18 protein-coding genes and 1 rRNA gene are annotated in these 18,686 nt (G+C 65.3%); 14 read left to right on the top strand and 5 right to left on the bottom strand.

Going from position 1 to position 18,686, the window contains the following annotated elements:
• Positions 1-14: 14 nt before the first annotated feature.
• Together FFI87_RS02560 and FFI87_RS02545 are read right to left on the bottom strand one after the other, a co-directional pair.
• Positions 15-1,547 (bottom strand): 16S ribosomal RNA (locus FFI87_RS02560).
• Positions 1,548-2,094: 547 nt separating this feature from the next.
• Positions 2,095-2,871 (bottom strand): enoyl-CoA hydratase, encoded by a 777-nt coding sequence (locus FFI87_RS02545; RefSeq protein ID WP_006762438.1) that lies wholly within the window; start codon positions 2,869-2,871, stop codon positions 2,095-2,097.
• Between the two features lie 129 nt (positions 2,872-3,000).
• On the opposite strand from FFI87_RS02545, the gene paaN reads away from it, so the two are divergent.
• From paaN to paaK, 5 genes are all read left to right on the top strand, one after another.
• Entirely contained in the window at positions 3,001-4,707 is a 1,707-nt protein-coding gene (gene paaN / locus FFI87_RS02540; RefSeq protein WP_138848292.1) for a phenylacetic acid degradation protein PaaN, read from the top strand.
• An 87-nt stretch (positions 4,708-4,794) separates the two neighbouring features.
• Positions 4,795-5,997, top strand: a complete 1,203-nt coding sequence (gene pcaF, locus FFI87_RS02535; RefSeq protein ID WP_012363017.1) for a 3-oxoadipyl-CoA thiolase — start codon at positions 4,795-4,797, stop codon at positions 5,995-5,997.
• Between the two features lie 45 nt (positions 5,998-6,042).
• Complete coding sequence (gene paaG / locus FFI87_RS02530; protein WP_012363016.1) at positions 6,043-6,834, top strand: 2-(1,2-epoxy-1,2-dihydrophenyl)acetyl-CoA isomerase PaaG; 792 nt, start codon at positions 6,043-6,045, stop codon at positions 6,832-6,834.
• 1 nt (position 6,835) lies between these two features.
• Positions 6,836-7,288 carry a hydroxyphenylacetyl-CoA thioesterase PaaI gene (gene paaI, locus FFI87_RS02525; RefSeq protein ID WP_138848293.1) on the top strand — a complete coding sequence of 151 codons (453 nt, stop codon included), beginning with the start codon at positions 6,836-6,838 and terminating at the stop codon, positions 7,286-7,288.
• A 38-nt stretch (positions 7,289-7,326) separates the two neighbouring features.
• Positions 7,327-8,625 carry a phenylacetate--CoA ligase PaaK gene (gene paaK, locus FFI87_RS02520; protein ID WP_012363014.1) on the top strand — a complete coding sequence of 433 codons (1,299 nt, stop codon included), beginning with the start codon at positions 7,327-7,329 and terminating at the stop codon, positions 8,623-8,625.
• Between the two features lie 132 nt (positions 8,626-8,757).
• Here the strand turns inward: paaK and FFI87_RS02515 are convergent, their stop codons facing one another.
• Positions 8,758-9,882, bottom strand: coding sequence for a murein transglycosylase A (locus FFI87_RS02515; protein WP_012363013.1), 1,125 nt, complete (start codon positions 9,880-9,882; stop codon positions 8,758-8,760).
• Positions 9,883-9,910: 28 nt separating this feature from the next.
• On the opposite strand from FFI87_RS02515, the gene FFI87_RS34770 reads away from it, so the two are divergent.
• Positions 9,911-10,054: a hypothetical protein gene (locus tag FFI87_RS34770; RefSeq protein ID WP_006758475.1), complete on the top strand. Its 144-nt coding sequence runs from the start codon at positions 9,911-9,913 to the stop codon at positions 10,052-10,054.
• 17 nt (positions 10,055-10,071) lie between these two features.
• Here FFI87_RS34770 and apaG read toward each other — a convergent pair whose 3' ends face one another.
• Positions 10,072-10,446, bottom strand: a complete 375-nt coding sequence (gene apaG / locus FFI87_RS02510; RefSeq protein WP_138848294.1) for a Co2+/Mg2+ efflux protein ApaG — start codon at positions 10,444-10,446, stop codon at positions 10,072-10,074.
• Between the two features lie 177 nt (positions 10,447-10,623).
• Between apaG and rpe the strand changes: the two genes are divergently transcribed.
• From rpe to FFI87_RS02470, 8 genes are all read left to right on the top strand, one after another.
• Entirely contained in the window at positions 10,624-11,310 is a 687-nt protein-coding gene (rpe, locus tag FFI87_RS02505) for a ribulose-phosphate 3-epimerase (RefSeq protein ID WP_006752695.1), read from the top strand.
• Between the two features lie 4 nt (positions 11,311-11,314).
• Positions 11,315-12,070: a phosphoglycolate phosphatase gene (locus FFI87_RS02500; protein ID WP_138848295.1), complete on the top strand. Its 756-nt coding sequence runs from the start codon at positions 11,315-11,317 to the stop codon at positions 12,068-12,070.
• Positions 12,071-12,428: 358 nt separating this feature from the next.
• Positions 12,429-13,922, top strand: a complete 1,494-nt coding sequence (gene trpE / locus FFI87_RS02495) for an anthranilate synthase component I (RefSeq protein ID WP_011655873.1) — start codon at positions 12,429-12,431, stop codon at positions 13,920-13,922.
• A gap of 13 nt (positions 13,923-13,935) precedes the next feature.
• Complete coding sequence (locus FFI87_RS02490; RefSeq protein WP_138848296.1) at positions 13,936-14,535, top strand: aminodeoxychorismate/anthranilate synthase component II; 600 nt, start codon at positions 13,936-13,938, stop codon at positions 14,533-14,535.
• 13 nt (positions 14,536-14,548) lie between these two features.
• Positions 14,549-15,580: an anthranilate phosphoribosyltransferase gene (gene trpD / locus FFI87_RS02485; RefSeq protein WP_012363010.1), complete on the top strand. Its 1,032-nt coding sequence runs from the start codon at positions 14,549-14,551 to the stop codon at positions 15,578-15,580.
• A 29-nt stretch (positions 15,581-15,609) separates the two neighbouring features.
• Positions 15,610-16,395 (top strand): indole-3-glycerol phosphate synthase TrpC, encoded by a 786-nt coding sequence (gene trpC / locus FFI87_RS02480; RefSeq protein WP_138848297.1) that lies wholly within the window; start codon positions 15,610-15,612, stop codon positions 16,393-16,395.
• Complete coding sequence (locus FFI87_RS02475) at positions 16,395-17,021, top strand: CYTH domain-containing protein (protein WP_138848298.1); 627 nt, start codon at positions 16,395-16,397, stop codon at positions 17,019-17,021. The genes trpC and FFI87_RS02475 overlap by 1 nt, the downstream gene beginning before the upstream one ends.
• Positions 17,022-17,034: 13 nt before the next feature.
• Positions 17,035-17,949: a uracil-DNA glycosylase gene (locus tag FFI87_RS02470; RefSeq protein ID WP_138848299.1), complete on the top strand. Its 915-nt coding sequence runs from the start codon at positions 17,035-17,037 to the stop codon at positions 17,947-17,949.
• A 106-nt stretch (positions 17,950-18,055) separates the two neighbouring features.
• On the opposite strand, the gene FFI87_RS02465 is transcribed toward FFI87_RS02470, so the two are convergent.
• Entirely contained in the window at positions 18,056-18,652 is a 597-nt protein-coding gene (locus tag FFI87_RS02465; protein WP_012363006.1) for an FMN-dependent NADH-azoreductase, read from the bottom strand.
• Positions 18,653-18,686: the final 34 nt, after the last annotated feature.

Here is an 18,686-nt window from a genome sequence, read left to right as displayed (position 1 = left end):
GCGAGAAGCTCTGGAAAGGAGGTGATCCAGCCGCACCTTCCGATACGGCTACCTTGTTACGACTTCACCCCAGTCATGAATCCTACCGTGGTGACCGTCCTCCTTGCGGTTAGACTAGCCACTTCTGGTAAAACCCACTCCCATGGTGTGACGGGCGGTGTGTACAAGACCCGGGAACGTATTCACCGCGGCATGCTGATCCGCGATTACTAGCGATTCCAGCTTCATGCACTCGAGTTGCAGAGTGCAATCCGGACTACGATCGGTTTTCTGGGATTAGCTCCCCCTCGCGGGTTGGCAACCCTCTGTTCCGACCATTGTATGACGTGTGAAGCCCTACCCATAAGGGCCATGAGGACTTGACGTCATCCCCACCTTCCTCCGGTTTGTCACCGGCAGTCTCCTTAGAGTGCTCTTGCGTAGCAACTAAGGACAAGGGTTGCGCTCGTTGCGGGACTTAACCCAACATCTCACGACACGAGCTGACGACAGCCATGCAGCACCTGTGCGCCGGTTCTCTTTCGAGCACTCCCACCTCTCAGCGGGATTCCGACCATGTCAAGGGTAGGTAAGGTTTTTCGCGTTGCATCGAATTAATCCACATCATCCACCGCTTGTGCGGGTCCCCGTCAATTCCTTTGAGTTTTAATCTTGCGACCGTACTCCCCAGGCGGTCAACTTCACGCGTTAGCTACGTTACTAAGGAAATGAATCCCCAACAACTAGTTGACATCGTTTAGGGCGTGGACTACCAGGGTATCTAATCCTGTTTGCTCCCCACGCTTTCGTGCATGAGCGTCAGTATTGGCCCAGGGGGCTGCCTTCGCCATCGGTATTCCTCCACATCTCTACGCATTTCACTGCTACACGTGGAATTCTACCCCCCTCTGCCATACTCTAGCCTGCCAGTCACCAATGCAGTTCCCAGGTTGAGCCCGGGGATTTCACATCGGTCTTAGCAAACCGCCTGCGCACGCTTTACGCCCAGTAATTCCGATTAACGCTCGCACCCTACGTATTACCGCGGCTGCTGGCACGTAGTTAGCCGGTGCTTATTCTTCCGGTACCGTCATCCCCCGGCTGTATTAGAACCAAGGATTTCTTTCCGGACAAAAGTGCTTTACAACCCGAAGGCCTTCTTCACACACGCGGCATTGCTGGATCAGGCTTTCGCCCATTGTCCAAAATTCCCCACTGCTGCCTCCCGTAGGAGTCTGGGCCGTGTCTCAGTCCCAGTGTGGCTGGTCGTCCTCTCAGACCAGCTACTGATCGTCGCCTTGGTAGGCCTTTACCCCACCAACTAGCTAATCAGCCATCGGCCAACCCTATAGCGCGAGGCCCGAAGGTCCCCCGCTTTCATCCGTAGATCGTATGCGGTATTAATCCGGCTTTCGCCGGGCTATCCCCCACTACAGGACATGTTCCGATGTATTACTCACCCGTTCGCCACTCGCCACCAGGTGCAAGCACCCGTGCTGCCGTTCGACTTGCATGTGTAAGGCATGCCGCCAGCGTTCAATCTGAGCCAGGATCAAACTCTTCAGTTTAAACCTGTTACTGTTTTCGGTTCGGTTAAGAACCGGTCGCTCACTCAAAGCTGACAGGAATATGAATCACTTCATAAACCTGACTTACTTTAGTGTGAGACTCTTGATACTTTCGCTATCTGATCCGAGGATCAGCTCGCTGCCATCAAGCGCCCACACTTATCGGCTGTTAATTTTTAAAGAGCATTTCTGCGAGAAACCTTCCGCTTCCCAGCAGCGCTGCGTTTTCAGCAGCAGAGAAGAGAGATTATGAACCATCCTTCTTCGCTCGTCAACAACTTTCTGAACTGCTTCGTTGCGACCGCGAGGGGTTCAACTTCGTGTGCGCCGAGGTCGCTACAGCAACCTTCGTCAGCACCGCTTCCCTTCCTCCCGCGCCGCGTTTCCGTTAGCGCGAAAGAGGCGTGATTCTAAGCACCCGCCCCTGCCGACGCAACCCCTTTGTGAAAATATTTTGAAAAAGCCCCCGGGCGCTGTCGCGCACCGGGGGCTGGGGGTCCGTTGCACCAGGAGATCCTGCCGGCGACCGACACCCGTCGCCACCGGATCAGCGGTTCTTGAATACCGGCTTCCGCTTCTCGACGAATGCCGCCATCCCTTCCTTCTGATCTTCGGTCGCGAACAGCGAATGGAACAGTCGACGCTCGAAATGAACACCCTCGGCCAGCGTCGTCTCATACGCACGGTTCACCGACTCCTTGACCATCATGACCGCCGGCAGCGAAAACTCGGCGATCGTCGTCGCTGCGGCAATCGCTTCGTCGAGCAACTTGTCGGCCGGCAGCACGCGCGAAACGAGCCCGGCCCGCTCAGCCTCGGCCGCATCCATGAAGCGCGCGGTCAGGCACATGTCCATCGCCTTCGCCTTCGACACCGCGCGCGGCAGGCGCTGCGTGCCGCCCGCACCCGGCATCACGCCGAGCTTGATTTCGGGCTGGCCGAACTTGGCTGTATCCGCCGCGAAGATGATGTCGCACATCATCGCGAGCTCGCAGCCGCCGCCGAGCGCGAACCCCGCCACGGCAGCAATGATCGGCTTGCGGATCTCGCGGACCGTCTCCCAGTTACGCGTGATGTAGTCGCCGCGGTAAACATCCATATAGGAATAGGTCGCCATCATGCCGATGTCGGCCCCCGCCGCGAATGCCTTCTCGCTCCCCGTCACGACGATCGCGCCGATCTCGTCGTCCGCGTCGAACGCTTTCAGCGCAGCGCCCAACTCATCCATCAACGCATCGTTCAGCGCATTGAGCGCCTTCGGGCGGTTGAGCGTGACCAGCCCGACACGCCCCCGGGTCTCCACCAGGATGTTCTCGTAAGACATCTATTTCTCCTCGATCAATGAAATGAGAAACGCCTCGCACATGCGAATAGTTTGATGCTACCATTCTCCGACCAACCGGTCGGTTAATTAATCGATCCAACCCCTCTCAACGTCCATCAGGCCGCCGTCATGACCCATGCACTGTTCACGAAGCACGAAGACACGCTGAAACACGCCCTCGCCGCCATCGAGAGCCGCGGGTACTGGAGCCCGTTCGCGGAGATGCCGAGTCCCAAAGTGTACGGGGAAAGCGCCAACGCGGAGGGTGAAGCGGCGTTCAAAGCACACCTCGGCAACACGTTCGTGCTCGACCAGCCGGCGTCCGGCGGAACCGTCGGCGCGGAGCAGTCGCCGTACGGGATCGCACTCGGCATCCGCTATCCGAAATCGACGCCCGACGAGCTGATTGCAGCCGCGGCCGCTGCCCAGCGGGCATGGCGCGAAGCCGGCCCGAGCGCGTGGATCGGCGTCAGTCTCGAAATCCTTGCGCGGCTGAACCGTGCAAGCTTCGAGATTGCCTACAGCGTGATGCACACCACGGGCCAGGCGTTCATGATGGCGTTCCAGGCCGGCGGCCCGCATGCGCAGGATCGCGCACTCGAAGCGGTCGCCTATGCGTGGGACGAACTGCGTCGCATCCCCGCCGATGCGCACTGGGAAAAGCCGCAAGGCAAGAACCCGCCGCTCGCGATGCACAAGCGCTATACGATCGTCCCGCGCGGCACCGGCCTCGTGCTCGGCTGCTGCACGTTCCCGACCTGGAACGGCTACCCCGGCCTGTTCGCCGACCTGGCGACCGGCAACACGGTCATCGTCAAACCGCACCCGGGTGCGATCCTGCCGCTCGCGATCACGGTCCGCATCGCCCGCGACGTGCTGCGCGAGGCCGGCTTCGATCCGAACGTCATCACGCTCCTCGCAACCGAACCTAACGACGGCGCCCTCGTCCAGGACCTCGCGCTGCGTCCTGAAATCAAGCTGATCGACTTCACGGGCAGCACGCAAAACGGCACGTGGCTCGAACGCCATGCCCATCAGGCCCAGGTGTATACGGAGAAGGCCGGCGTCAACCAGATCGTGATCGACTCGACCGACGACCTGAAGGCCGCGGTGAAGAACATCGCGTTCTCGCTGGCGTTGTACTCCGGCCAGATGTGTACCGCACCGCAGAACATCTACGTGCCGCGCGACGGCATCCGGACGGCGGACGGCCACGCGAGCTTCGACGAAGTCGCGCAGGCGATCGCCGTGTCCGTGCAAAAGCTGACCGGCGACCCGGCTCGCTCGGTCGAACTGATCGGCGCGATCCAGAACGACGGCGTGACCGCGCGCATCGACGATGCCCGCAAGCTCGGCCGCGTGCTCGCCGACAGCCAGACGCTCCAGCACCCGGCGTTCCCCGACGCGCGCTTGCGCACGCCGCTGGTGCTGCAGCTCGACGTGGCCGACCGCGCGAAATTCACGCAGGAGTGGTTCGGCCCGATCTCGTTCGTGATCGCGACCGACTCGACCGCCCAGTCGCTCGATCTCGCCGGCGAAATCGCCGCGGAGCATGGCGCGCTGACGCTTTCCGTTTATAGCATCGACGACACGATCCTCGACGCCGCGCACGATGCGGCGGTGCGTGGTGGCGTCGCACTGTCGATCAACCTGACGGGTGGTGTGTTCGTCAACCAATCGGCCGCGTTCTCCGACTTCCACGGCACCGGTGCGAACCCGGCCGCCAACGCGGCGCTGGCCGACCCGGCGTTCGTCGCCAACCGGTTCCGCGTGGTGCAAAGCCGCGTCCATGTTGCGCCGAAGGCAGTGCCCGCGGAAGCCGGCCAGACTGCATAACCCGAATGGCCGACGTGCAAACGCCGCCACATTCCCTACCATGAACGAATCCGCCACCCGGCGGGTTCGTTGCACATCGACATATCCATGACCGACGCCTACATCTGCGACGCGATTCGCACTCCCATCGGCCGCTACGGCGGCGCCCTGAAAGACGTTCGTGCCGACGATCTCGGCGCGGTGCCGCTCAAGGCGCTGATCGAACGCAACCAGAACGTCGACTGGTCGGCGATCGACGACGTGATCTATGGCTGCGCGAACCAGGCCGGCGAAGACAACCGCAACGTCGCGCGCATGTCCGCGCTGCTCGCGGGCCTGCCGACCGCCGTGCCGGGCACGACGCTGAACCGGTTGTGCGGCTCGGGCATGGACGCCGTCGGCACGGCCGCGCGCGCGATCAAGGCGGGCGAGGCGCGCTTGATGATCGCGGGCGGCGTCGAAAGCATGACGCGTGCGCCTTTCGTGATGGGCAAGGCCGCCAGCGCATTCGCGCGCCAGGCCGCCATGTTCGACACGACGATCGGCTGGCGTTTCATCAATCCGCTGATGAAACAGCAATATGGCGTCGATTCGATGCCCGAGACGGCCGAGAACGTCGCGGTCGACTACAACATCAGCCGCGCCGACCAGGATCTGTTCGCGCTGCGCAGCCAGCAGAAGGCCGCGCGTGCACAGCAGGACGGCACGCTCGCCGAGGAAATCGTCCCGGTCACGATTGCACAGAAAAAAGGCGACGCGCTCGTCGTATCGCTCGACGAGCATCCGCGCGAAACATCGCTCGAAGCGCTCGCGAAGCTGAAGGGCGTCGTGCGTCCCGACGGCTCGGTCACGGCCGGCAACGCGTCAGGCGTCAACGACGGCGCATGCGCACTGCTGCTCGCGAATGCAGAAGCCGCCGATCAATATGGGCTGCGCCGCCGCGCACGTGTCGTCGGCATGGCGAGCGCCGGCGTCGAGCCGCGCGTGATGGGTATCGGCCCGGCGCCGGCCACGCAGAAACTGTTGCGCCAGCTCGGCATGACAATCGATCAGTTCGACGTGATCGAGCTGAACGAAGCATTCGCCTCGCAGGGTCTCGCGGTGCTGCGCATGCTCGGTGTCGCCGACGACGATCCGCGCGTGAACCCGAACGGCGGTGCGATCGCACTCGGCCATCCGCTCGGCGCATCGGGTGCGCGACTCGTGACCACGGCGCTTCACCAACTCGAGCGTACGGGCGGCCGCTTTGCGCTCTGTACGATGTGCATCGGCGTCGGCCAGGGCATCGCGATCGCGATCGAACGCGTGTAACCGACGCGCCGCGCGCCTATAACGAAGTCATGAAGGAGACTCTGCATGTCATATCAGGCGATCCAGCTGGATATCGATCAGGCGGCCCGCGCGGCCACGATCACCCTCAACCGTCCGGACAAGCTGAACAGCTTCACGCGGGCGATGCACCGCGAACTGCAGGCGGCGCTCGATGAAGTCGAGGCGGGCGGCGCGCGTGCGCTGATCCTGACGGGTGCGGGGCGCGGCTTCTGCGCGGGCCAGGATCTGGCCGACCTCGACTTCACGCCAGGCGCGTCCACCGACCTTGGCACGCTGATCGACGAGCATTTCAATCCGCTGATCCGCCGCCTGCAACGCATGCCGATTCCGGTGATCGCCGCCGTCAACGGCACGGCGGCCGGCGCCGGCGCGAATCTCGCGCTCGCATGCGACATCGTATTTGCCGCGCGCTCGAGCAGTTTCATCCAGGCCTTCGTCAAGATCGGGCTCGTGCCCGATTCGGGCGGCACCTGGTTCCTGCCGCAACGCGTCGGCATGGCCCGCGCGCTCGGGCTCGCCCTGACCGGCGACAAGCTCGGCGCCGAACAGGCCGAACAGTGGGGCTTGATCTGGCGCGCGGTCGACGACGACGCGCTCGCCGCGTCGGCCCGCCAGGTCGCCAACCAGCTCGCGCAGCAGCCGACGCTCGCGATCGCATCGATCAAGCAGGCGATGCGCGACAGCATGACGAATACGCTCGACCAGCAGCTCGACCTCGAGCGCGACCTGCAGCGCAAGCTCGGCCAGTCGGCCGACTACGCGGAAGGCGTACAGGCGTTCATCGAGAAGCGCGCGCCGCGCTTCGAGGGGCGTTGACATGACCACGTCCACCGACACGCTCGCCCCCGATGCGCTCGCCCGCGCGACAGCGCAGGCCATGTACGATGCGGATGCCTGCAGCCGTGCGTTCGGCATGGAAATCGCCGAAGTGCGCGCCGGCTACGCTCGCCTGCAGATGCGCGTACGGCCGGAATTCCTGAACGGACACCAGACCTGCCACGGCGGCATCATCTTCACCCTCGCCGATTCGACGTTCGCGTTCGCGTGCAACTCGTACAACCTGAATACCGTCGCGGCGGGCTGCTCGATCGAATACCTGCGTCCCGTATACGGCAATGACCTGCTGACGGCCGAAGCGATCGAACAGACACGCAACGGCCGGTACGGCATCTACGACATCCGCGTCACGAACCAGGCAGGCGAAACGGTCGCAATGTTTCGCGGCAAATCGGCCCAGATCAAGGGCACGGTCCTCCCGGAAGACCGCTGACGTGCACGGCTCGCTCATAACAATCACTGGAGACACGCATGACCACCCCGCTACCGCTCGAGCCGATCGAGACCGCTTCACGCGACGAGTTGACCGCGCTGCAACTCGAACGCCTGAAATGGTCGCTCCGGCATGCGTATGAGCACTCCCCCGTCTATCGCCGCAAATTCGACGAAGCGGGCGTGCATCCCGACGACCTGAAAACGCTCGCGGATCTGTCGCGCTTCCCGTTCACGACCAAGAGCGACCTGCGCGACAGCTATCCGTTCGGGATGTTCGCGGTGCCGCAGGACCAGATCTCGCGCATTCACGCGTCGTCGGGCACGACCGGCAAGCCGACCGTCGTCGGCTATACGGCGCGCGACATCGACACGTGGGCGAATCTCGTCGCGCGCTCGATCCGCGCGGCCGGCGCGCGCCGTGGCGACAAGGTTCACGTCAGCTACGGCTACGGGCTGTTCACGGGCGGGCTCGGCGCGCACTACGGCGCCGAACGCGCGGGGCTGACGGTGATTCCGTTCGGCGGCGGCCAGACCGAGAAGCAGGTGCAGCTGATCCAGGATTTCCGGCCCGACATCATCATGGTGACGCCGAGCTACATGCTGTCGATCGCCGACGAGATCGAGCGCCAGGGCCTCGACCCCGCGCAAAGCTCGCTGCGCATCGGCATCTTCGGCGCGGAACCGTGGACCAACGACATGCGGGTGGCCATCGAGCAGCGCATGGGCATCGATGCGGTCGACATCTACGGACTGTCCGAAGTGATGGGTCCTGGCGTCGCGTCGGAATGCGTCGAGACCAAGGACGGTCCGACCATCTGGGAAGACTACTTCTATCCGGAAATCATCGATCCCGAGACCGGCGACGTGCTGCCGGACGGCCAACTCGGCGAGCTGGTGTTCACGTCGCTGACGAAGGAAGCGCTGCCGATCATCCGCTACCGGACACGCGACCTGACGCGTCTGCTGCCCGGCACCGCGCGCACGATGCGCCGGATGGAAAAAATCACCGGGCGTTCGGACGACATGATGATCGTGCGGGGCGTCAACGTCTTTCCGACGCAAATCGAGGAGCAGCTGCTGAAGCAGCACGCGCTCGCACCGCACTATCAAATCGTGCTGACGAAGGAAGGGCCGCTCGACGTGCTGACGCTCAACGTCGAACCGTGTCCCGAAACGGCCCCCGACACGGCGGCGATCCATGCAGCCAGGCAGGCGCTCGCGCACGACATCAAGTCACTGATCGGCGTGACGGCCGTGATCAACGTGCTGCCCGTGAACGGGATCGAACGCTCGGTCGGCAAGGCCCGCCGCGTGATCGACAAGCGCAAGGGCTGACACCCGCCGCGGCCCCGTCGCCCCGCGAAGCAGCAATCGCGTACACAAAAAAACAGCCCGACCGGCCAACCAACCGATCGGGCTGTTTCGTTGCGATACCCGGCTACACGTGCACGCCGGCACCGCCGCGCATCACGAATTCGGGAACAGCAGCCACATCCGGCCGGTCTGCTTCATCCGGCCGGCCTGATCGCCAGCGTCGTCGCCGAGCCCCCAGAAATAGTCGGCCCGCACGCCGCCCCGGATCGCCGAGCCCGTATCCTGCGCGAACACGAGCCGGTTCATCGGCGTATTCGTCAACGGACGCGTGGTCTGCAGGAACACGGGCGTGCCGAGCGGGATCGACGACGGATCGACCGCGATCGAACGCTCGGGCGTGAGCGGCACGCCGAGCGCGCCGATCGGGCCGTCCGCGCCGCCGTGCGGCGCATCTTCCTTGGTCGGCATGTCGCGGAAGAACACGAATCGCGGATTCGTGTCGAGCAACGCGTCGACGCGAGTCGGGTTCGCCTTCGCCCACGCCTTGATGCCCTGCATCGTCGCCTGTGCCGGCGTCAACTCGCCGCGATCGAGCAGCCACTTGCCGATCGAGCGGTACGGCTGGTTGTTGGTCCCGCCGAAACCGACCCGCATCACCGAGCCGTCGTCGAGCAGCACGCGCCCCGAACCCTGCACCTGCAGGAAGAACGCCTCGATCGGATCGTCGACCCACACGAGTTCGTTGCCGTTGAGGATGCCGGCGCGTTCGAGCTGCGCGCGAGCGGGCAGCGCGGCACCGGCGCGATAGCCTGCCGGCCAGCGGTACAGCGCGTACTGGTAAGGACCGCGCCGCACGCGCGAGCCGTGCAGCAGCGGCTCGTAATAGCCGGTCACGAGCCCGTCGAGCGTGCCGTCGGTGTTCGCCAGCTGAAACGGCGTGAAATACGTTTCGAAGAATGCGCGCGCGCCGCTGACGTCGAGTTCGTCGAGGCGATCGGCCGCGGCGCAAGCGCGCTGCCACGCCGGCTGGCGCGCGAGCCGCACGCAGTTCTGCCGCAGCGCGGCCGCCGCGCCGATCAGCGAATCGTCCTGCCAGCCGGGCACCTGCTGCCAGGCGACCGGCGTCAGCCGCTTCGCGGCGATCTGCCCCGGCACGATCGCCGTGCCGGTCGGCGGCTTGAGCGTCGACGTCCGCGTCGGCGCGCCGCCGCATGCGGCAAGCAGTGCGGCCGTCGCGGCCGCTGCAACCCAGCCGGCCAGCCGGGGCCCAAACCACATACAATGTCCGTTCTTGATGGAAACCGCCATGTCAGATTTTCTCGACCAATATCCGATGCTCATCTTCGCGCTCGAAGCTTTCGTCGCGCTCGCCCTGCTGATCTTCATCGTCGTGTGGACGTCGTCGGGCAGGAAGAAGCATGCCCGCGGCAACGACCGCCAGCCGCGCTGACCGCCCCGCCCGCACGCTCAATGCAGCGTGCGCGGCATGTGCAGCGCAAATTCCTCGACCGGCGCCTCGAACCGCTCGCCGTCCTCCGCCACGCAGAAGTACGCGCCGCGCATGGTGCCGACCGGCGTCGCGATCACGGCCCAGCTCGTGTATTCGAAGTGTTCGCCCGGCTGCAGCAGCGGCTGGTGCCCGACGACGCCGAGCCCCTTCACTTCCTGCACGTGGTTTTCGCTGTCCGTGATGATCCAGTGACGCGCGATCAGCTGCGCCGCGATCTGTCCGGTATTGCGGATGGTCAGCGTGTACGCGAATGCGTATTGACGTCGATCGGGGTCGGATTGTTCCGGCAAGTAGCTGGTTTTCACCGAAACGGTGAACTGATACTGACTCATGATGTTTCCGCTGTAGGTAAGCGCCCGCGCCGATTCGAGCGGCCGGGCCGCGGGCGCGCCGCATTGGTTCGGCATTCTATGCGCAATCGGGCCGCCACCGCACGGCCTGTCGCCGCGCAGCGGGTCGCCGGACGGTAGAATGACGGTTTTGCGCCGCAGCGTCCCCGCTCCCCTGTCATGACTCAATTCCGCATCGCTCCCAGCATCCTGTCGGCCGACTTTGCACGGCTCGGCGAAGAAGTCCGCAACGTGGTCGCCGCCGGCGCCGACTGGATTCACTTCGACGTGATGGACAACCATTATGTGCCGAACCTGACGATCGGCCCGCTCGTGTGCGAGGCGATCCGCCCGCACGTGCAGGTGCCGATCGACGTGCACCTGATGGTGCGCCCGGTCGACCGGATCGTGCCCGATTTCGCGAAAGCCGGCGCGAACCTGATCAGCTTCCACCCGGAAGGCTCGGACCACATCGACCGTACGCTGTCGCTGATCCGCGATCACGGCTGCAAGGCCGGCCTCGTGTTCAATCCGGCCACGCCGCTGAACTATCTCGACCACGTGATGGACCGGCTCGACTTCGTGCTGCTGATGTCGGTGAACCCCGGCTTCGGCGGCCAGTCGTTCATTCCGGAAACGCTGAACAAGCTGCGCGAGGCGCGTGCCCGCATCGACGCGTACACCGAGCGCACCGGCCGCGAGATCCTGCTCGAGGTGGACGGCGGCGTGAAGGCCGACAACATCGCGGAAATCGCGGCAGCCGGCGCGGACACCTTCGTCGCGGGTTCGGCGATCTTCGGCAAGCCCGACTACCGCACGGTGATCGACGAGATGCGCGCCGCGCTCGCTACCGTCGAGCGGAGCTGACGCCGTGGCCGATTCCCCGCTGGCGGGCCGGGCACCGGCCGAAGCCGACGGCCCGATCCGTTTCGCGGCGCCGCGCATCGACGCGGCGCTGATCGACCTCGACGGCACGATGGTCGATACGGCCGACGATTTCACGGCCGGGCTGAACGGAATGCTCGCGCAGCTCGGCGCGCCGGCCACGTCGCGCGACGAGGTGATCGGCTACGTCGGCAAGGGCTCCGAGCATCTGATCCAGAGCGTGCTGAAGGCGCGCTTCACGCCCGACGAAGCGCACGCGCGCTTCGACGACGCGCTCGCGATCTACCAGACCGAATACGCAAAGATCAACGGCCGTCACACGCGCCTCTATCCCGAGGTCGCGGCCGGTCTCGAGGCATTGCGCGCGGCCGGCATCCGGCTCGCGTGCGTGACGAACAAGCCGCACCGCTTCGCGGTCGAGCTGCTCGAGCAATACGGGCTGATCGATCGCTTCGGCATCGTACTCGGCGGCGACAGTGTCGCGCGCAAGAAGCCCGATCCGCTGCCGATGCTGGCGGCGTGCGACGCGCTCGGCGTCGCGCCGGACGCGGCGGTCGCGATCGGCGACTCGGAAAACGACGCGCTGGCGGGCCGTGCGGCCGGCATGGCGACGCTGACGGTGCCGTACGGGTACAACCACGGCAAGGCTATACAAACGATAAATTCGGATGGTATAGTCGATTCGTTGCTGGTCGCAGCACGCGCGATCACCGCGCACAACGCCGGCCGGCCAACCATCTGATTATTTCTTCCATCCGCATGTTTCTGAATAAAAAACGGAGTCTGAGCAGCATCGACCGGGGAGCCTGGCCCTGGCGTCGCTGGTCGCGCTAACCTCTTCGATGAGGTACGCTGAGGCACGTCTTCAGCGCCGTTTTTTATCTCGCTGCGCATCCGCGCGCCGATCGTCGCACCACCTCGAGTTCCACCGCGCCCGAACCCTTGCGTTCAGGATCGGCCGCAGGCTCGCGACGCTCACGCCCGGAATGCCGGCCGGCAACAGGCACTTCTCGATCGACCGCCCTTTCGCCGACGGCAGCCCGCACAGCGTCAAGTGATCCCTGGCGCACACCGCCGCTCGTCCCGAACAGGACCGGAACATGACCGAACTCGAATTCCAATCGCTCGCGAACGAAGGCTACAACCGTATCCCGCTGATCGCGGAAGCGCTCGCCGACCTCGAAACACCGCTGTCCCTCTACCTGAAGCTGGCCCAGCCAGAACGTGCGGGCGCCAACTCGTTCCTGCTCGAGTCGGTGGTCGGCGGCGAACGCTTCGGCCGCTATTCGTTCATCGGCCTGCCCGCGCGCACGCTGGTGCGCACCCGCAACGGCGTGTCCGAAGTGGTGCGCGACGGCGAGGTCGTCGAGACGCACGACGGCGACCCGTTCGAATTCATCGAGTCGTTCCAGGCGCGCTTCAAGGTCGCGCAGCGCCCGGGCCTGCCGCGCTTCTGCGGCGGCCTCGCCGGCTATTTCGGCTACGACGCGGTGCGCTACATCGAGAAGAAGCTCGCGAATACCGCGCCGCGCGACGATCTCGGCCTGCCCGACATCCAGCTGCTGCTCACCGAAGAAGTCGCGGTAATCGACAACCTCGCCGGCAAGCTCTACCTGATCATCTATGCGGATCCGGCCCAGCCCGAGGCCTATACGAAGGCGAAGCAACGCCTGCGCGAGCTGAAGCAGCGCCTGCGCACGACCGTGCAGCCGCCCGTCACGTCGGCGAGCGTGCGCACCGAGACGTTCCGCGAATTCAAGAAGGAAGACTATCTGGCCGCCGTGCGCCAGGCGAAGGAATACATCGCGGCCGGCGAACTGATGCAGATCCAGGTCGGCCAGCGGCTGACGAAGCCGTACCGCGACAATCCGCTGTCGCTGTATCGCGCGCTGCGCTCGCTGAATCCGTCGCCATACATGTATTACTACAACTTCGGCGATTTCCACGTGGTCGGCGCGTCGCCGGAAATCCTGGTGCGCCAGGAAAAGCGCGGCGAAGACCAGATCGTCACGATCCGTCCACTCGCCGGCACGCGCCCGCGCGGCAACACGCCCGAACGCGACGCGGAACTCGCGACCGAACTGCTGAACGACCCGAAGGAAATCGCCGAGCACGTGATGCTGATCGATCTCGCGCGCAACGACGTCGGCCGCATCGCGCAGATCGGCTCGGTGCAGGTCACCGACAAGATGGTGATCGAGAAGTACTCGCACGTGCAGCACATCGTCAGCTCGGTCGAAGGCAAGCTGAAGCCCGGCATGACGAACTACGACGTGCTGCGCGCGACGTTCCCGGCCGGCACGCTGTCCGGCGCGCCGAAGGTGCGCGCGATGGAACTGATCGACGAGCTCGAGCCGGTCAAGCGCGGGCTGTACGGCGGTGCCGTCGGCTACCTGTCGTTCTCGGGCGAAATGGATCTCGCGATCGCGATCCGCACGGGCCTGATCCACAACGGCAACCTGTATGTGCAGGCGGCGGCCGGTGTCGTCGCCGATTCGGTGCCCGAATCCGAATGGCAAGAGACCGAAAACAAGGCGCGCGCGGTGCTGCGTGCGGCCGAACAGGTCCAGGACGGCCTCGATAGCGACTTCTGACCGGAGACTGACCATGCTGCTCATGATCGACAACTACGACTCGTTCACCTACAACCTGGTCCAGTACTTCGGCGAACTGGGCGAGGACGTGCGCACGTACCGCAACGACGAAATCACGCTCGACGACATCGCGCGCCTGAACCCCGACGCCATCTGCCTGTCGCCCGGCCCGAGCAACCCGCAGCACGCGGGCATCACGCTCGACGTGCTGCGCGAATTCGCGGGCAAGAAGCCGATTCTCGGCGTCTGCCTGGGCCACCAGGCGATCGGCGAAGCGTTCGGCGGCCGCGTGGTGCGCGCGAAGACCATCATGCACGGCAAGGTGAGCCGGATCGAAACCGACTGCCGCGGCGTATTCGCCGACCTGCCGAAGCATTTCGACGTCACGCGCTACCACTCGCTCGCGATCGAACGCGAGTCGCTGCCCGACTGCCTCGAGGTGTCCGCGTGGACCGACGACGGCGAGATCATGGGCGTGCGCCACAAGACACTGCCGATCGAGGGCGTGCAGTTCCACCCGGAATCGATCCTCTCCGAGCACGGCCATGCGCTGCTCGAGAATTTCCTGAAGCAGAATCGCGCAGCGGCCCATGCGGCCGCGCCGGCCGCCTGACGGGAGACGCACGATGACGATTACCCCGCAGGAAGCGCTGCAGCGCACGATCGAGCACCGCGAAATCTTCCACGACGAGATGCTGCACCTGATGCGGCTCATCATGCGCGGCGACATGTCGCCCGTGATGGCGGCCGCGATCATCACCGGGTTGCGCGTGAAGAAGGAGACGATCGGCGAGATCGCCGCCGCCGCGACCGTGATGCGCGAATTCGCGAATCACGTCGAGGTGCAGGACAACTCGAACTTCGTCGACATCGTCGGCACGGGCGGCGACGGCTCGCACACGTTCAACATCTCGACCGCGTCGATGTTCATCGCGGCAGCGGCCGGCGCGAAGGTCGCGAAGCACGGCAACCGCGGCGTGTCGAGCAAGTCCGGCAGCGCCGACGTACTCGACGCGCTCGGCGTGAACATCGACCTGCAGCCCGACCAGGTTGCCGCGTCGATCGCCGAAACCGGCATGGGCTTCATGTTCGCGCCGAACCACCACCCGGCGATGAAGAACATCGCGGCCGTGCGCCGCGAGCTCGGCGTGCGGACGATCTTCAACATTCTCGGCCCGCTGACCAATCCGGCCGGCGCGCCGAACCAGCTGATGGGCGTGTTCCACCCCGACCTCGTCGGCATCCAGGTGCGCGTGATGCAGCGTCTCGGCGCGCAGCACGTGCTGGTCGTGTACGGCAAGGACGGGATGGATGAAGTGTCGCTCGGCGCCGCGACGCTCGTCGGTGAATTGCGCGACGGCCAGGTGCACGAATACGAGATCCATCCGGAGGATTTCGGCCTGCAGATGGTGTCGAACCGCACGCTGAAGGTGGAAAATGCCGAGGAATCGCGCACGATGCTGCTCGGCGCGCTGGACAACCAGCCGGGCGTCGCGCGCGAAATCGTTACACTGAACGCGGGCACCGCGCTCTACGCGGCCAATATCGCCGAATCGATCGCGGACGGCATCCAGCTCGCCCGCGAAGCGATCGCGAGCGGCAAGGCGCGCGCGAAGGTCGACGAACTCGTGCGCTTCACGCAGCAGTTCAAGCGCTGACTCCCTTTACGAATCAAGCAGGAACCCACATGAGCGACATTCTCGACCGAATCATTGCCGTCAAGCGCGAAGAAGTCGCGGCGGCCATGCGCAGCGCGCCGCTCGAGGCACTGAAACTGGAAGCATCGGCGCGCGACCTGCGCGACTTCGTCGGCGCACTGCGCGCGAAGCAGGCGGCCGGCCACGCGGCAGTGATCGCCGAAGTGAAGAAGGCGAGCCCGTCGAAGGGCGTGCTGCGCGAGCATTTCGTGCCCGCCGACATCGCACGCTCGTATGCAGCCCACGGCGCCGCGTGCCTGTCGGTGCTGACCGACGAGCAGTTCTTCCAGGGCAGCGTCCGCTACCTCGAGGAAGCCCGTGCGGCCTGCACGCTGCCGGTGCTGCGCAAGGACTTCATCGTCGATGCGTACCAGATCCTCGAAGCGCGCGCGATGGGCGCCGACGCGATCCTGCTGATCGCGGCCGCGCTCGACACGCCGCTGATGCAGGATCTCGAGGCGTATGCGCACTCGCTCGGCCTCGCGGTGCTGGTCGAAGTCCACGACCGCGACGAGATGGAACAGGCGCTGACGCTGAAGACACCGCTGCTCGGCATCAACAACCGCAACCTGCGCACGTTCGAGACGTCGATCCAGACCACGCTCGACATGCTCGACATGATTCCGCCGGAACGCATCGTCGTGACAGAGTCCGGCATCCTGTCGCGCACCGACGTCGACACGATGCGCGCGGCGAACGTGAACGCGTTCCTCGTCGGCGAAGCGTTCATGCGCGCCGACCAGCCGGGCGAGGAACTCGCGCGGATGTTCTTCTGATGGCGATCGAAACGGAAATCAAGCTCGCGCTGCCGGCCGGTCAGGCCGATGCCGCGCGGCGCTTTTTCGCGACGCTGACCGGCGAAGACGGCGACGTCATCACGCTTGCGAACGTCTACTACGACACGCCCGATCTCGCGCTGGCCCGTTCGAAGAGCGCGGTGCGCGTGCGCCGCACGCCGCATGGCTGGCTGCAGACCTTCAAGACGGTCGGCAGCGCGCAAGACGGCCTGCATATTCGCCACGAATGGGAGTTGCCCGTTGCGGGCGATGCGCTCGAAATCGATGCGCTCGTCGCCGCGTGCGACGTGCCGGACGCTGCCGCCGCACTGCGCGACGCGGCGCCGGCGCTGCACGCGCTGTTCCGGACGGATTTTTCGCGTACGCTGTGGCGCATCGCAATCGGCGGCGCAACCGTCGAAGCCGCGGTCGACGTCGGCGAGATCGTCGTCCAGACGGAAAACGATACGCGCCGCGAACCGATCAGCGAAATCGAACTCGAACTGATCGACGGCCCGGAAGCGGCGCTCGCGACGCTCGCCGCCGAACTGCAGCAGGCGCTGCCGGGCCTCGCCCCCGAAAACATCAGCAAGGCGCAGCGCGGCTACCGGCTGCGCGCGCAATAAACACGCATCACGCATGGCAACCCGCAAGACTCTCCGCACGCCGCAGCAGGCGTCGCTGTTCGACGATCCCGTGCCGGAAACGGCGCAGGACGATGTTTCCGCCACGGCGCCCGCGCCGGCCGCTGCCGGGCGCAAGCCCGCAAGGAAGGCCGCGGCAGCCGCCCCGGTTTCCGCCGCGCCGCAGCCCGCGCGCCCCGTTGTCGCGAACATTCCTCACCTCGCCGCGCAGTTCGACGCGCTGCCGGCCGCCTGGCGCGACGTGTTGAAACCGTTCACCGACAGCGACGCGTATGCGCCGCTGTGCCGCTTCGTCGACGACGAGCGCGCGGCCGGCAAGACGGTCTACCCGACCGACGTGTTTCGCGCGCTGCGCCTGACGAGCCCGGACGACGTGAAGATCGTGATTCTCGGCCAGGATCCCTACCACGGCGACGATCGCGGCACACCGCAGGCCCACGGCCTGGCGTTCTCGGTGCCGCCGGCCGTCCGCACGCCGCCGTCGCTGCGCAACATCTTCAAGGAAATCGCCGCGAATTTCGGCCACGACACGCCGCGTCACGGCTGCCTCGATACCTGGGCGCGCCAGGGCGTGCTGCTGCTCAACACCGTGCTGACGGTCGAGCGCGGCGCGGCTGCGAGCCACGCAAAGCGCGGCTGGGAGCAATGCACGGACACGCTGATCCGCGAACTGGCCAATCGCCATCGCGGGCTCGTGTTCATGCTGTGGGGCGCGCACGCGCAAGCGAAGCGCGCGCTGTTCGATGCGAGCGCCCACTGTGTGCTCGAGGCGCCGCATCCGTCACCGCTGTCCGCGCACCGCGGCTTCCTCGGTTGCCGCCACTTCGCGCTCGCGAACGACTATCTCGTCGAAGCGGGCCGCGAGCCGGTCGACTGGCGCTTGCCGGAAGTGGCCGAAACGCTCGCGTAATCGCGTTCCGCTTTTACCCGCACCACGCAAGAACGCCGCGCCCTTTCGGGACGCGGCGTTCTTTCATCCGGCGACGCAACGCGGGGGCGATGCACCCGCGCCGGCCTTACGCGGCAGCGATCGCTTCGCGTGCGCTGGCGAGTGCCGCGCTCTGCGAATCCGGCCCGAGGTTCAGGCCTTCCGCGTGGATGAAGCTCACGTCGGTCAAGCCGATGAAGCCGAGGAACGTGCGCAGGTACGGCGTATGGCTGTCATTCGGGGTACCGAGGTACTTGCCGCCGCGCGCCGTCACCACGTAAACCTTCTTGCCCTTGATCAGCCCTTCCGGACCGTTCTCGGTGTAGCGGAACGTGACGCCTGCGCGGGCGATCCAGTCGAAATACGTCTTCAGTTGCGACGAGACGCCAAAGTTGTACATCGGCGCACCGATCACGATGATGTCGGCGGCTTGCAGTTCGGCGATCAGCGCATCGCTCTTCGCGACGATCGCATTCTGTTCCGCGCTGCGCTGGTCGGCCGGCGTGAAGAATGCGCCGAGCACCGACTCGTCGAGGTGCGGCAGCCCATCGGCCAGCAGGTCGCGAACCACGACCTTGGCGCCGGCGTTCGATTGTTGCAGCTTTGCCGTCAGTTCGTTGGCCAGCAGCGTGGATTGCGCACCTTGCGAGCGCGCCGCGGAATTGATTTGCAGAATGGTCGTCATGTCAGGCTCCAGTTGGGCTGCGCTTCGGTAGCGC

The organism is Burkholderia sp. KBS0801 (genome assembly GCF_005937855.2).
GTDB classification, from domain to species: domain Bacteria; phylum Pseudomonadota; class Gammaproteobacteria; order Burkholderiales; family Burkholderiaceae; genus Burkholderia; species Burkholderia ambifaria.
The sequence above is the reverse complement of the archived record's forward strand: the minus strand, read 5'-3'. Positions and strand labels throughout refer to the sequence as shown.